The sequence below is a fragment of the Thalassolituus alkanivorans genome (assembly GCF_020447205.1).
In the GTDB taxonomy this organism is placed as follows: domain Bacteria; phylum Pseudomonadota; class Gammaproteobacteria; order Pseudomonadales; family Oceanobacteraceae; genus Venatoribacter; species Venatoribacter alkanivorans.
In genome coordinates this window covers 461,231-474,381 of record NZ_JAJAEL010000035.1, presented here as the reverse complement: position 1 = coordinate 474,381, position 13,151 = coordinate 461,231, and the positions used below count along the sequence as shown (strand labels likewise).

Genomic DNA, 13,151 nt, shown 5'->3' with positions numbered 1-13,151 from the left:
AACCCCTATGGATAAATTACGAATTGTGGGTGGAAAGCGTCTGGACGGTGATGTCCGTATCTCCGGCGCTAAAAACTCAGCGTTACCTATTCTTGCGGCCACCTTATTGGCCGAAGGTGTGATGCGGGTGGGTAACCTGCCGCACCTGCACGACATCACCACCATGCTGGAGCTGTTGGGCTGCATGGGCGTGGAAGTCGCTATTAATGAAGATATGTCGGTAGAAACCGACTGTGCCGGCGTGAAGAGCTGTGTTGCACCATACGACCTGGTGCGCACCATGCGTGCATCCATTCTGGTTCTGGGACCGCTGCTGGCGCGCTACGGCGAAGCGGAAGTGTCACTGCCTGGCGGTTGTGCCATCGGTTCCCGTCCGGTGGATCTGCACCTGCGCGGTATGGAAGCCATGGGCGCAGAAGTGGAAGTGCTGGATGGCTATATCAAAGCCCACGTTCCGGGCGGCCGTCTGCATGGCGCCAATATCTTCCTCGATACTGTGACCGTAACCGGTACGGAAAATATTATGATGGCGGCGGTTCTGGCTGACGGCACCGTTACCATCGAAAACGCTGCGCGTGAACCCGAGGTGGTTGACCTGGCGAACTGCCTGAACGCCATGGGCGCGAAAATCAGTGGCGCCGGTACCGACACTCTGGTGATTGAAGGCGTTGAGAAACTCTACGGCTGTTCATTCGATGTGTTGCCGGACCGGATCGAAACCGGTACTTATCTGGTTGCTGCCGCCGTGACCGGTGGCCGGGTACGCACCAAAGATACCGACCCGTTAATTATGGAAGCGGTACTGCACAAGCTCGAAGAAGCCGGTGCTGAAATCACCACCGGCCCGGACTGGATTGAGCTGAACATGCACGGCAAGCGGCCGAAAGCGGTGAATATCCGCACCGCGCCGCACCCGGCATTCCCAACCGATATGCAGGCCCAGTTTATGGTGCTGAATGCGGTGGCTGAAGGTACGGGTACCGTGATTGAAACCGTCTTTGAAAACCGCTTTATGCACGCCCAGGAACTGGTGCGTATGGGCGCGGATATTCATGTTGAAGGCAACACCGCCATTGTGACCGGCCGTGCAACCCTGCAGGGTGCTCCGGTGATGGCAACCGACCTGCGCGCATCCGCCTCGCTGGTGATTGCCGCACTGGTAGCCAGTGGCACGACCGATGTAAACCGCATCTATCACATTGACCGCGGTTACGAATGTATTGAAGAAAAATTCCAGCAACTGGGCGCCAATATCCGTCGCGTATCAGCCTGATACGCACGCCCTGCCGGATCGCTGACAGACAAGAGAGGATCAGCAACACGATGACTCAGCCGTTAACCATTGCCCTGTCGAAAGGGCGCATTCTGGATGACACTTTGCCCCTGCTGGCGGAAGCCGGTATCCATCCGGCAGAAGACATTCATAAGAGTCGCAAGCTGATTTTTGATACCAACCATGACCATATCAAGCTGGTGGTGATCCGTGCCACCGACGTACCCACCTACGTGGAATACGGCGCCGCCGATCTGGGTGTGGCCGGTAAAGATGTGCTGATGGAATACGACAGCAACAACCTGTGCGAGCCGCTGGATCTGAACATTGCCACCTGCCGTCTGATGACGGCGGCAATTAAAGATGCCGTGATGCCACAGGGCCGTCTGAAAGTGGCCACCAAGTTTGTGAATACCGCCAAACGTTACTTTGCCGAGCAGGGTCGCCAGGTGGACATCATCAAACTCTATGGTGGTATGGAGCTGGCACCGATCATGGGCCTGGCCGATATGATTGTGGATATCGTCGATACCGGAAATACCCTGAAGGCCAATGGTCTGGAAGCGCGCGACTTAATTGCCCCGATCAGCTCACGTTTAGTGGCAGGACGCGCGGCAATGAAAGTAAAGCATGCGCAGATTCAGCCCATCATTGATCAGATGGCGGCGGCAGTAGAACGCCAGCGCCAGGCTAAGGCTTAATTTTCCGGAGTAATACCATGACTATCGAAATCCGCCGTTTCAGTTCTGCTCAGCCGGACTATGCGCAGCAGATGGATACTCTGCTGGCATGGGAAGCTGTGTCTGATGCTCAGGTGCAGAAAACCGTATCTGACATCGTGTTTGATATCCGTACCCGCGGCGATGCGGCACTGATTGAATACACCAATAAATTCGACCGTATGAATGTGTCCTCGATGGCGCAGCTGGAACTGAATCAGGAGCAGCTGCAGAAAGCCCTCGACGAATTACCGGCCGAACGCCGCACCGCATTATTGCTGGCTGCTGAGCGTGTGCGTGCTTACCACGAAAAGCAAAAACAGGATTCCTGGGACTATACCGAAGCTGACGGTACTCTTTTAGGCCAGAAAGTAACGCCGATGGATCGCGTCGGTATTTACGTTCCCGGTGGTAAAGCGGCGTATCCGTCGTCTGTGCTGATGAATGCGATTCCGGCCCATGTTGCCGGTGTGCAGGAAATCATCATGGTGGTGCCAACCCCCGATGGCGAACTGAACCAGCTGGTACTGGCTGCTGCAGCCGCTGCTGGCGTCAGCCGCGTATTTACCGTCGGTGGTGCGCAGGCGGTTGCCGCGCTGGCGTACGGTACCGAAACCGTACCGGGTGTGGATAAAATCGTTGGCCCGGGCAACATCTATGTGGCCACCGCCAAGCGTATGGTGTTTGGCCAGGTTGGTATCGATATGATCGCCGGTCCGTCCGAAATTCTGGTGGTCTGCGATGGTAAGACCGATCCGGACTGGATTGCGATGGATCTGTTTTCTCAGGCGGAACACGATGAAGATGCGCAATCGATTCTGGTGTCGACCGATGCTGATTTCCTCGATGCCGTTAAAGCCTCCATCGACAAGCTGTTGCCAACCATGGAACGCGCCGACATTATCCGTACCTCGCTGACCGAACGTGGCGCCCTGATTCACGCGCAAAGTGATGCCGATGCGATTGCTATCATCAACCGCATTGCGCCGGAGCACCTGGAATTATCGGTAGAAGATCCGCAAGCCTGGCTGCCAACCATCCGTCATGCCGGTGCCATCTTTATGGGTCGTTACACCGCAGAAGCGCTGGGCGATTACTGTGCCGGGCCGAACCACGTATTGCCGACCTCCGGCACCGCGCGTTTCTCGTCGCCACTGGGCGTGTACGACTTCCAGAAGCGTTCATCGCTGATTATGTGCTCGGCCGATGGTGCCTCTGAACTGGGTAAAACCGCCTCTGTGCTGGCCCGTGGTGAATTCCTCACCGCTCACGCCCGCTCGGCTGAATACCGTATTAAGGACTGATATCAATGAGTCAGTTCTGGAGCCCGTTTGTAAAAGACCTGGTGCCTTATGTACCGGGTGAACAGCCGAAAATGACGCGGCTGGTAAAGCTCAATACCAACGAAAACCCGTACGGCCCGTCGCCTAAGGCGATTGCGGCGATGCAGGCGGAAGTGAATGACGATCTGCGTCTGTACCCGGACCCGAACGGTGACCGTCTTAAGCAGGCGGTTGCCGAATATTACGGCCTCAGCACGGCGCAGGTATTTGTTGGTAACGGTTCTGATGAAGTGCTGGCCCATGCTTTTCATGGTTTATTCCAGCACGGCAAGCCGCTGTTATTTCCGGATATTACCTACAGCTTTTATCCTGTGTACTGCGGTCTGTACGGCATTGAGCCAAAACAGATTCCGCTGGATGAAAACTTTCAGATTAATATTGCTGATTACACCCGTGAAAATGCGGGAGCCAATAAAGGGAAAATCGGCGGCATTATTTTCCCCAATCCGAATGCGCCCACAGGATGTCTGCTGCCATTAGCCGCGATTGAACAGCTGCTTAAGCAAAATACCGATACTGTGGTGCTGGTCGACGAAGCCTATATCGACTTCGGTGGTGAAACGGCTATTGCGCTGGTCAACCAGTATCCGAACCTGCTGGTCACACAAACGCTGTCCAAGTCACGTTCGCTGGCCGGTCTGCGTGTGGGTATTGCCGTTGGTCACCCGGATTTAATCGAAGCGTTAGAGCGTATTAAAAACAGCTTTAACTCCTATCCGCTCGATCGCGTGGCGATTGCCGGTGCGGCGGCGGCCTTCGATGACCGTGCGTATTTTGACGATACCTGTCAGCGTGTGATCGACAGCCGCGATACCGTTGTTGCGGGTCTTGAGCAGCTGGGTTTTGACGTACTGCCATCAGCCGCGAACTTTGTCTTTGCCCGTCATCCGCAAAAAGATGCCGGAGAACTGGCCGCGGCGCTGCGTGAACAGGGCATTATCGTGCGTCATTTTAAAACGCCACGTATTGCCCAGTTCCTGCGTATTACCATCGGCACGGATGAGCAGAACCAGATTCTGCTGGATGCGCTGAAAGCACTGTAATTTAAGCCGGCTGAACTTAGACAAGCCAGCATAAAAAACAGGCATAAAAAAACGGGCTTTAAAGCCCGTTTTTTTATGCCCCGCATTTACAGGTGCTATTCAAACACCTCATGCCCGGTCGGCTCAAAGCGTTCAACGCCATTAGCCTGTAAACGGAAGTCGGAAATATCTTTCATGACGACCCGGCGGGCACGGTTAATGCCGCCAATAGGGCGGTGTTCTTCCAGGCTGTGCCACGGGTTAAAGGAGATATTTTCGCAGAATTGTTTTTGCGCCTCTGAGGTAAAACTCTGTGGTGGAATATTAATCCGCGCTAGTGGAATAAAGGGCGAGTCATCTTCATCCCAGCTGATCAGGGCGTTTTCGGTCGGATTATCCTTTGGGTCTTTTTGCAGCTGAATTAAAAAGTCGAGACAGGCGCTGCCTTTGCTCAGCTGCTCAGCAAGGTTTTCTGCAAGGTAATCATCGGAGTCGGTCATCTGGCCCGGATTATCGGAGCAGGTACGCAGCGCATAGCGCACGACCGTTGGGTAAGTCTGTACGCCATCGCTGCCTTCCAGTGGCAGGCCCAGAGCATAGGGCGTTACGCTGTTCCATTTAACATTCAGCGGATTATTGTAGACCTTGGCGCCGCGCAGAATATTCCAGGCACCGCGCGGATGGGTCAGTAAAAAGCTCAGGCGCTTGCCATTAAAGTTGGCATCAAAAAAATCAAAAAACTGCTGAGGGTTGGCGGCAAAGAAAGCATCGTGACCCAGGAATAAAAAGTCCTGGCTGTGTTGCTCATCGCCGGGTAACGGCAAGCGGTTGCCTTCAACCTGAGTCAGTTTCAGCGCCAGCCCGCGGAAGTCTTTTTCTTTATCGCTGGTGATTTCTTCCACCGAGTTGGAGAAACGCATCCATAGCGGGTAGCTGGCGGCCGGCTGAAAAATGCCATGACGGTAACGCTCATCAATCTGTTCGTTAACAACCAGGTTGCCACGGATACAGCCATTATCTTTGGGATGAGTGTCGCGCAGGATATTGTCGTTGGCGTATTGTTCTTTCAGGTGGTCGGTGAGCAGGGTGCTGATGTCTTTGAATAATACTTCTTCACCTTTAACCGGCAGTTCCTGTCCTAAAGGCAGGTCCGGCGTTTTGGTGCAGGCGCTGAGGGTGAATAGAGTACAGCCCAACAGCAGAGCAGAAGATCGGCGTAAACCGGGTGCGATGGCTCGCATGATAAGTTCCTTTTATCGTTGAATTCCTGTTGTTTCTGCGGCGCTGATGTTATTTGCCGCGTGCGTGCCAGTGTAACTCCGCCACAGCCGAAATCCTATGTAATGGCGTGGCAATGGCGCGGATTGGCAGATGCTTTCTTCAGGGGGCGTTACTGATGTGCTTTATTAATGTGCCTTACGTTGGCCGGCAATAGCGTGGGTCTGCATTTTTTGTCCGGCGCGGATAAATTCCAGGTCAATGCCATCACCCGGGCGCAACGCAGCAATCTGGTTCATGGCACTGCGGGCGTTAGCAGCGTCCTGATTATTAATCCGTACCAGAATGTCGCCGATGGCGAGTTTCGCCTGATCAGCAGGCCCGTCGGGATAAATGCCGGTAACGATCAGGCCGGTTAACGCCTGTGGCAGACTAAGGGCGGTGAGCAGTTGCGGCGTGGATTCCTGCACCTCAATGCCGAGCCAGCCACGAATAGTGGTGCCGTGGGTGGCAATATCGGTCAGGGTGCGGCTGGCCACTTCAGCAGGAATGGCAAAGCCAATGCCCTGACTGCCGCCGGATTTGGAGAAAATGGCGGTATTTAAGCCGACCAGCTCGCCATGAGCATTAATCAGGGCGCCGCCGGAATTACCGGGGTTAATGGCAGCGTCGGTCTGGATATAATCTTCGTAGGTGTTTAATCCCAGCTGGTTACGGCCGGTGGCGGAAACGATGCCGAGGGTTACCGTCTGACCAACGCCAAAGGGGTTACCGATGGCGAGTACCACATCACCGATGCGCAGCTGACTGTCGTGAGCGACCTGAATCTGTGGCAGATTTTCCAGCTCAATTTTCAGTACGGCGAGGTCGGCTTCGGGGTCGGTGCCGACCACGGTGGCATTAACCTCACGGCCATCGTGCAGGGCGACCACAATCTGGTCTGCACCATGAATCACATGATTGTTGGTCAGCACATAGCCGTCAGGCGACATAATGACACCCGAGCCCAAACTGGATTGCATACGTTCGCTGGGTTCAGGATTGGTGCGGAAAAAACGCTGGAAAAAAGGATCATCAAACAGCGGATGGGTTTTGCGCCGTACCAGTTTGCGGGTAAAAATATTCACCACCGCTGGTGCTGCCCGGTCAACGGCATCGGCATAGCTGACCGGGCCGCTCTGGGTGATGCTGTTGCCGGTGGCGTTTTGCTCCGGCATCGGACCGATTCCGGCAAGCGGGGCATAGGTTACCGCCGGGGCTTTGGGAGTGGCTGGTGTAACCAGATCCGGCGCCCAGAGCAGGACGGCAAAGGCGACAACCAGACCAACCAGAACCGGTATGACCAGTGTATTCACAATGAACTGAGCAGAACGCATTTGCTGTGAATCCCCCGTAACCCATAAACTGGGCTGACACTATAAACCGGCATTTTATCAGAATATAAATGAGGGCCATATCATGGTTGAGCGCCGCCAATTACTGAAGCACCTTGACTCACTCTTACAAACAGAGCGCTTTCGCGATTATTGCCCTAATGGTCTGCAGGTGGCAGGGCGTGAACATATCAGCCATATCGTTACCGGTGTTACCGCCAGTCAGGCGTTAATTGATGTCGCTATTGAGCGTGGTGCTGATACGATTCTGGTGCACCATGGTTATTTCTGGAAAGGAGAAGATGAGCGTATTACCGGCATTAAACGTGAGCGTCTGAAAGCGTTGCTGGTTAATGACATCAACCTGATTGCCTATCATCTGCCCCTCGACGGTCATCCGGTTTACGGCAATAACGTGCAGCTGGCCGATGTTCTTGGACTGCAGATTGATGGCCCGCTGAGTGAAGACGACCCCAGCATTCCGGGCCATATCGGGCGTTTGCCCCGGCCAATGAGCGGCAAAGAATTCAGCGCCTGGCTGGCTGAGTGCCTGCAGCGCGAGCCGCTGCACATCGGTGAAGAAACCGACACCATCGAAACCATTGGCTGGTGCACCGGTGGCGCTCAGGGTTATTTGCAGGTGGCCGTTAATGCCGGCGTCGATGCCTATTTAACCGGTGAAATCAATGAACCGGCGGTTCACCTGGCGCGTGAAACCGGCACCCACTTTTTCAGCGCTGGCCATCACGCAACCGAGCGTTACGGCGCCAAAGCGCTGGGGGAATATCTGGCGGATGAGTTTGGTCTGAATGTGGAGTTCGTCGATATCGACAATCCGGTGTAAAACTGCGGCTTGCCGTAGCTGGTGGTAAGGGCTGAGCGTTGCCGGCACTGGAAAGCCTTAAAGAGCTCCCAGCTGTCCGACCACGCCGGATAAAATCATCCTGCTGTTTGCTACAACATCATCGATAGATAACTTATACCCGCTTTTCATCCAGTCGATAGCGCTGAATGCCATTGCCCCGCAAACAGAGTACCCCAGCGCTTCCAGTCTGGCTCTGGGCATACTGGCCGGAAACCGGGACGTCGCCAGAGTGTCTATCATCAGCAGGCCGAAAGACCGGGTCTGGTTCATATGAATGGCATCCACACTTTCACTGATTCCCAGAACCTCCAGCATTGTAATCTGTGCAAAGGCCGGGTTGCTGACTTCCCGGTAAAAACAGTAAAGCCCCTTAGTTATAAAATCGTTAATGTCAGTGCTTTCTTTCAGCGTCTGCAGGAGTTCTTTCCGGAAGCCCGACATCAGTTGCTGATAGCAGGCAATCAGCAGTGCCTCGGTGCTTTCGAAGGATTCGTAGAAGTAACGGCTGGTCAGGCCTGCTTCGCTACAGATTGCCCTGACACTGCTGTTATGGAAGCCCTGGCTGCCAAATAAACGGATGCCAGCGGCGATGATCTGTTGCTGCCTCAGCTTCTGGCGCTCCTCCGAAGAACACCCGGCATATTTCTTACCCAGCATTGGGGATGATGAACTACTCACTTGGTTCCCTTTTTACATTTGACAACGCGTGTAGTCAGATTTAATCTGACTACCAATGTTGTCAGTTTACTCCCTTCCGGTGGTTGGGATAAACCGTCAGCAGGCATAGCAAGAAGATAAAAATAATGAATACCTCTCCGCTTGTATTGATCCGGTGTGTGGGCAGAGAGAATGGTGATGGTCTGCTGCGAAACCTCATCTGTCTGATGAGGCCGCATTTATCTGATTATCCGTAAATCTCAGAAAGGGTTCAGGCGTGCATAAAATAAAAAAAATATTTGTAACCGGAGCCAATGGCTTTATTGGCCGGGCAATCATGGAGCGTTACAAACAGAAAGGCATTGATATCTGTGGCGTCGATATTACGGCCGATCCTTCCCGCAACGTTGTGCGCGGTGATGTTTCCAATGCCGGAGAATGGCAGGAACATGCAAAAGGTTGCGACATCATTTTTCATACCGCCGCTGTCGTTTCAAATACGGCATCAGCGGACATGTATCAGAAGGTGAGTGTTGGCAGTGTGAAGCAGGTGGTTGCTGCTGCAAAAAAACATCATATTGCACGCGTTGTTCATATTTCCTCAATTGCAGCATATGGACTGAACTTTGATACTGATCAGGATGAAAGCTGCAGCATCTCGGTTCTGAGCGGATCTTCATATTGTGATGCCAAAGCAGCGAGTGAACACGGCTTTCTGGCGGCTCATGCCGCAGGGGATATCTGCACGACGATAATTCGTCCGGGAGATGTCTATGGTCCGGGGTCCAGACCCTGGGTTCTGATTCCTCTGACTATGATCAGTAAAAAGCAATTTATTTTACCAGCCATGGGCAGAGGGATATTCAGCCCTGTTTATATTGATAATCTGGTGGATGGTATTGTTCTGGCTGCTGAAAAAGAAAGTGGTAAAGGCCAGATTTTCAATATAACCGATGGTGCAGGCATAGAATGCAGAGAATTTTTTAATAATCATTACAAATGGCTTGGGAAAAACACCGGGCCAGTCTGCTTACCCACACGTGTCGCCGAAGGTATAACCAGTATCGGGTCGTTTATTTTTAATACGGTATTAAATGCCAATACTGAAATAGACCGGAGTTCTCTGGCGATGCTGTCAAGAAAGGCCACCTATTCCATTGATAAAGCCAGAGACATGCTTGGTTACGTACCAGTGGTATCTCTTACCGAAGGAATGGCAAGAACAGAAGCTTGGCTGAAAGAAAACCGTGGGGTTTTATAAGTTTCCTTAGCAGAATCGCCGTCAGCGGTTTACAGCCTGCCATGCACTGCCAGGCCGTTCTTAAATATACTAAAAGGGTGCTGTGTGAACGTTGTATTGATAACAGGATCTTCAAGCGGCCTTGGTATGCATCTGGTCGGTGTATTTCTGGCTAAAGGATACCGAGTGGCCGCATCTGCCAGGAATATGGATCTTCTTCGCCAGAAAGCTGAAGAAGAAAAATGGCCTTCAAATAACCTGCTCTTACTCCGGCTGGATGTAACGTCAGGAGCTGATTGGTCTGATGCTGTCTCCGGGGTGCTGAGTAAGTGGAAGAGTATCGATATATTGCTGAATGTGTCCGGTTACCTTCAGGCTGGTCGGGTTTATGAGCAGGATGAAGAAGAAATACACCAGCATATAGATACGAATGTAAAAGGTTTAATGCTTGGTTGCCGGTTATTGGTACGGCAAATGATTCAGCAACGATCAGGGCATATTATTAACATAGCATCAACCGCAGCGCTTTCTCCTGTACCTGGTCTGGCTCTTTATAGTGCTTCAAAATTTGCGGTAAGAGCATTCAGTATTGCTCTTGCAAAAGAAGTAAGGCCATTGGGTATTCGTGTGAGTGTTCTTTGCCCTGATGCAATTGAAACACCGATGTTAAAGAAACAGGAGAATGCTGCTTCAGCGGCTTTGACTTTTTCAGGTGGGAATGTTCTTTCTGTTAATGATGTTTCTGATGCCATATTGCATCATTTTGTCCATAAGAAAAAACTTGAATATGGTATGCCGAAAGGCAGGGCCTTTATGGCTAAGGTAGCCAATATCTTTCCTGAGCGCTTTAGCTGGATTGAACGATATTTAAAACATAAAGGGCGTAGTGCTCAGAGAAAAAGAAGTCTCAGGCAGGACAGGTTCTGATCTTTTTTCATCTTTCCACATTAGTGAAATAACGGTACCGGATATGTTTGATTACATTATTGTAGGCGCAGGATCTGCAGGCTGTGTGCTGGCAAATCGCTTATCTGAAGATAAAAATAACCGGGTCTGCCTGATTGAGGCGGGCGATACCGATAAAAGCTACTGGATCAGAGACTGTAATCCTTTCAATATGCTGGTTCTGATGAATAGCGGTAAATATAACTGGCTTTATAAAACTGAACAGGATGACAATAATTTTCAGCGGTCATATTTCTGGCCCCGCGGTAAGGTTATGGGAGGATCAAGCTCAATCAATGCAATGATTTATACGCGTGGACATCCCCGCGACTATGATGGCTGGGAAGAACAGGGAAATCCTGGCTGGGGCTATGAGTCTGTTCTGCCATATTTTAAAAAATCAGAGCGACAGATCAGAGGGGGAGACGGGTTTCATGGTGCCGATGGTGAAATGGATGTCTCTGATACAAATTATCATCTTCCGGTTTGCGATGCATTTATTGATGCCTGCGCAGAGGCCGGGTTCAGAACGACAGATGATTTCAATAGTGCAGACCAGGAAGGCTGTGGTTATTTTCAGGTAACGCAGACACCGGAGGGGAAGCGTGCCAATTCCTCCACATCATTTCTCGATCCTGTGGAAAACAGATCAAATCTGGTCATCCTTAAGAAAACGCATGTTACCAGGGTTTTATTTGATGAACGTGGGGAATCGCCAGCCGCATGTGGTGTTGAAATTTACAATGCCAGAAAGGGAATAAGAGAATCGTTATTGGCCAGAGAGGTCATTATCTCTGCGGGTGTTATTAATTCACCTCAAATACTGAAGCTATCAGGTATCGGGCCATCTGCTGAGCTTGAAAAGCATGGCATCAGAGTTGTTAAAGATCTTCCTGGCGTCGGTGAAAATCTGCAGGATCATCCGGATATTCTGTTGCGCTATCAGACGGCTAACGATGGGACACTCGTAATGGCTCCCTGGAGCAAGTCGTTCTGGGCATTTGTCGGGCGTTATCTGAATCGTACCACGCCGCTGTTATTTACCCCGACCGATTGTGGTGGATTTATTAAATCGGATGAGCATCAGCCGTTGCCTGATTTGCAGCTGCAGTTTGCCGCCGTGAGGATGAGTCCTCATGGACGGGATCTGATGCTGCCGATGAAGGCGGGTTATGTGTTGCACGTTTGTCATCTCCGCCCGAAAAGCCGCGGGCGGGTGTTGTTGAGGGATGATAATCCTTTCAGCAAAGCAAAAATTGAAGCCAATTATTTTGTCGATAACACGGAGCTGAATGCATTGGTGAATGGTGTGAAAATCGCCCGCCGGATTATGGAACAGCCCGCTTTCAGGGCCTATAAAGGCAAGGAGGAAGCGCCAGGGATCTCTGTTCAGACGGATGACGAAATACGTGACTATATCCGCTCTCATGTTGAAACCGTGTACCACACGGCCGGCTCCTGTAAAATGGCTGCTCTGGCGGATGGTGGTGTGGTTGATCCGGAGCTGAGGGTGCATGGCGTTACAGGCCTGCGGGTTATTGATTCATCAATAATGCCCTCGATTACGGGAAGCAATATTCACGCACCGACCGTTATGATTGCTGAAAAGGGAGCTGATTTTATTCTCAGGCGTAGCGCGCAACCCGCGGGAGCTGAATATTCAGTGCAGGAGCCGGTTTAATGAAATCATTCAGAAATGTTCCGGTTTTAGCCACGACCGGATAAGTTTATTGCTCGCTTTCTATTTGCCGCACCAGTCCCATAATCATGCGCATACCGGTGCTGACCAGTGTCTGCTGCGAGGCACTGCAACCGCTCTGCAGCCAGTAGGTAGTTACTTGACGCATGGCGCCGATAAAGCCCATTCCCAGCAGCGCATACTCGTCATCACTGAGTCGCCAGTGTGGGTGCACGGTACGCGCCAGTGTCATCACCATATTGGCAAAATCCTGCATATAGCCGTGATAGAAACGGTCGGTCGCTGCACTGACGCCTTCGAGCTCCAGCATACAGACCCGTGCGACACGGGCGTCCTGCATGGCACTGAAAAAGGCCGCCAGTCCTTGTTGTGCCAGCACTTCAATCTGCCCGCCGGGCTGCGCCTGAGAGAAAGCGTTAAACAGCTGCTGTTTGATGCTGTCCATGCACTGGCCGTATACCGCCTGCAGCAGGCCTTCGAGATTACCGAATTCGCTGTAAAAGTAGCGGTCGGTCAGCTGCGCCTGACGGCACAGGCCACGCACGGTGGCATTGCGGAAGCCTTCGGTGCCGAACACCTCAAGCCCGGCCTGCAGAAACTGCTGGCGCCGCTGGGCTTTGCGTTGCTGCTGGCTCTGGCCGCCATAGGTGCGTCCGCCTGTTCTGGCTGCCGGAGTATCGCTTGTGGTGTTATCGCCGTTACTGGCGGTGGATTTTCCCATCGGAAAAATTGTCCGGAAATGACTCGTATAGCAATTTGACGACAAGTGTCCTCAGAAGTAAAGTGAGGACATCTGT

12 protein-coding genes are annotated in these 13,151 nt (G+C 52.2%); 8 read left to right on the top strand and 4 right to left on the bottom strand.

What is annotated here, in order from left to right:
• Window positions 1-7 precede the first annotated feature (7 nt).
• From murA to hisC, 4 genes are read left to right on the top strand one after another with little or no spacing between them, the layout of a single operon-like run.
• The gene (gene murA / locus LGT44_RS12685) at window positions 8-1,273 is read left to right on the top strand and encodes a UDP-N-acetylglucosamine 1-carboxyvinyltransferase (RefSeq protein ID WP_230332564.1); all 1,266 of its coding nucleotides are present in this window, start codon (window positions 8-10) and stop codon (window positions 1,271-1,273) included.
• 50 nt (window positions 1,274-1,323) lie between these two features.
• The gene (gene hisG, locus LGT44_RS12680; RefSeq protein WP_145471023.1) at window positions 1,324-1,974 is read left to right on the top strand and encodes an ATP phosphoribosyltransferase; all 651 of its coding nucleotides are present in this window, start codon (window positions 1,324-1,326) and stop codon (window positions 1,972-1,974) included.
• Window positions 1,975-1,991: 17 nt separating this feature from the next.
• The gene (gene hisD, locus LGT44_RS12675; protein ID WP_145471022.1) at window positions 1,992-3,296 is read left to right on the top strand and encodes a histidinol dehydrogenase; all 1,305 of its coding nucleotides are present in this window, start codon (window positions 1,992-1,994) and stop codon (window positions 3,294-3,296) included.
• Window positions 3,297-3,301: 5 nt separating this feature from the next.
• Window positions 3,302-4,378, top strand: coding sequence for a histidinol-phosphate transaminase (gene hisC, locus LGT44_RS12670; protein ID WP_230332565.1), 1,077 nt, complete (start codon window positions 3,302-3,304; stop codon window positions 4,376-4,378).
• 95 nt (window positions 4,379-4,473) lie between these two features.
• Here hisC and LGT44_RS12665 read toward each other — a convergent pair whose 3' ends face one another.
• Together LGT44_RS12665 and LGT44_RS12660 are read right to left on the bottom strand one after the other, a co-directional pair.
• The gene (locus tag LGT44_RS12665; RefSeq protein ID WP_230332566.1) at window positions 4,474-5,598 is read right to left on the bottom strand and encodes a catalase family protein; all 1,125 of its coding nucleotides are present in this window, start codon (window positions 5,596-5,598) and stop codon (window positions 4,474-4,476) included.
• Window positions 5,599-5,763: 165 nt separating this feature from the next.
• Window positions 5,764-6,951, bottom strand: coding sequence for a trypsin-like peptidase domain-containing protein (locus LGT44_RS12660; protein ID WP_145469954.1), 1,188 nt, complete (start codon window positions 6,949-6,951; stop codon window positions 5,764-5,766).
• A gap of 82 nt (window positions 6,952-7,033) precedes the next feature.
• Here LGT44_RS12660 and LGT44_RS12655 point away from each other — a divergent pair, with 82 nt between their 5' ends.
• Window positions 7,034-7,792: a Nif3-like dinuclear metal center hexameric protein gene (locus tag LGT44_RS12655; protein WP_230332567.1), complete on the top strand. Its 759-nt coding sequence runs from the start codon at window positions 7,034-7,036 to the stop codon at window positions 7,790-7,792.
• Window positions 7,793-7,849: 57 nt separating this feature from the next.
• Here LGT44_RS12655 and LGT44_RS12650 read toward each other — a convergent pair whose 3' ends face one another.
• On the bottom strand, window positions 7,850-8,491 hold the full coding sequence (locus tag LGT44_RS12650; protein WP_230332568.1) for a TetR/AcrR family transcriptional regulator: 642 nt from the start codon (window positions 8,489-8,491) through the stop codon (window positions 7,850-7,852).
• Window positions 8,492-8,747: 256 nt separating this feature from the next.
• On the opposite strand from LGT44_RS12650, the gene LGT44_RS12645 reads away from it, so the two are divergent.
• From LGT44_RS12645 to LGT44_RS12635, 3 genes are all read left to right on the top strand, one after another.
• Window positions 8,748-9,731, top strand: coding sequence for an NAD-dependent epimerase/dehydratase family protein (locus tag LGT44_RS12645; RefSeq protein ID WP_230332569.1), 984 nt, complete (start codon window positions 8,748-8,750; stop codon window positions 9,729-9,731).
• Between the two features lie 84 nt (window positions 9,732-9,815).
• Window positions 9,816-10,637 (top strand): SDR family oxidoreductase, encoded by an 822-nt coding sequence (locus LGT44_RS12640; protein ID WP_230332570.1) that lies wholly within the window; start codon window positions 9,816-9,818, stop codon window positions 10,635-10,637.
• A 43-nt stretch (window positions 10,638-10,680) separates the two neighbouring features.
• A complete protein-coding gene (locus LGT44_RS12635) occupies window positions 10,681-12,336 on the top strand; it encodes a GMC family oxidoreductase (RefSeq protein ID WP_230332571.1) in 1,656 nt (551 codons plus the stop codon).
• Between the two features lie 46 nt (window positions 12,337-12,382).
• Here the strand turns inward: LGT44_RS12635 and LGT44_RS12630 are convergent, their stop codons facing one another.
• Window positions 12,383-13,075 (bottom strand): TetR/AcrR family transcriptional regulator, encoded by a 693-nt coding sequence (locus LGT44_RS12630; protein WP_230332572.1) that lies wholly within the window; start codon window positions 13,073-13,075, stop codon window positions 12,383-12,385.
• Between the last annotated feature and the right edge of the window lie 76 nt (window positions 13,076-13,151).

Coding starts and splice junctions, on each gene's coding strand:
- murA (WP_230332564.1), top strand. CDS start 8: ATGGATAAATTACGAATTGTGGGTGGAAAGCGTCTGGACGGTGATGTC.
- hisG (WP_145471023.1), top strand. CDS start 1,324: ATGACTCAGCCGTTAACCATTGCCCTGTCGAAAGGGCGCATTCTGGAT.
- hisD (WP_145471022.1), top strand. CDS start 1,992: ATGACTATCGAAATCCGCCGTTTCAGTTCTGCTCAGCCGGACTATGCG.
- hisC (WP_230332565.1), top strand. CDS start 3,302: ATGAGTCAGTTCTGGAGCCCGTTTGTAAAAGACCTGGTGCCTTATGTA.
- LGT44_RS12665 (WP_230332566.1), bottom strand. CDS start 5,598: ATGCGAGCCATCGCACCCGGTTTACGCCGATCTTCTGCTCTGCTGTTG.
- LGT44_RS12660 (WP_145469954.1), bottom strand. CDS start 6,951: ATGCGTTCTGCTCAGTTCATTGTGAATACACTGGTCATACCGGTTCTG.
- LGT44_RS12655 (WP_230332567.1), top strand. CDS start 7,034: ATGGTTGAGCGCCGCCAATTACTGAAGCACCTTGACTCACTCTTACAA.
- LGT44_RS12635 (WP_230332571.1), top strand. CDS start 10,681: ATGTTTGATTACATTATTGTAGGCGCAGGATCTGCAGGCTGTGTGCTG.
- LGT44_RS12630 (WP_230332572.1), bottom strand. CDS start 13,075: ATGGGAAAATCCACCGCCAGTAACGGCGATAACACCACAAGCGATACT.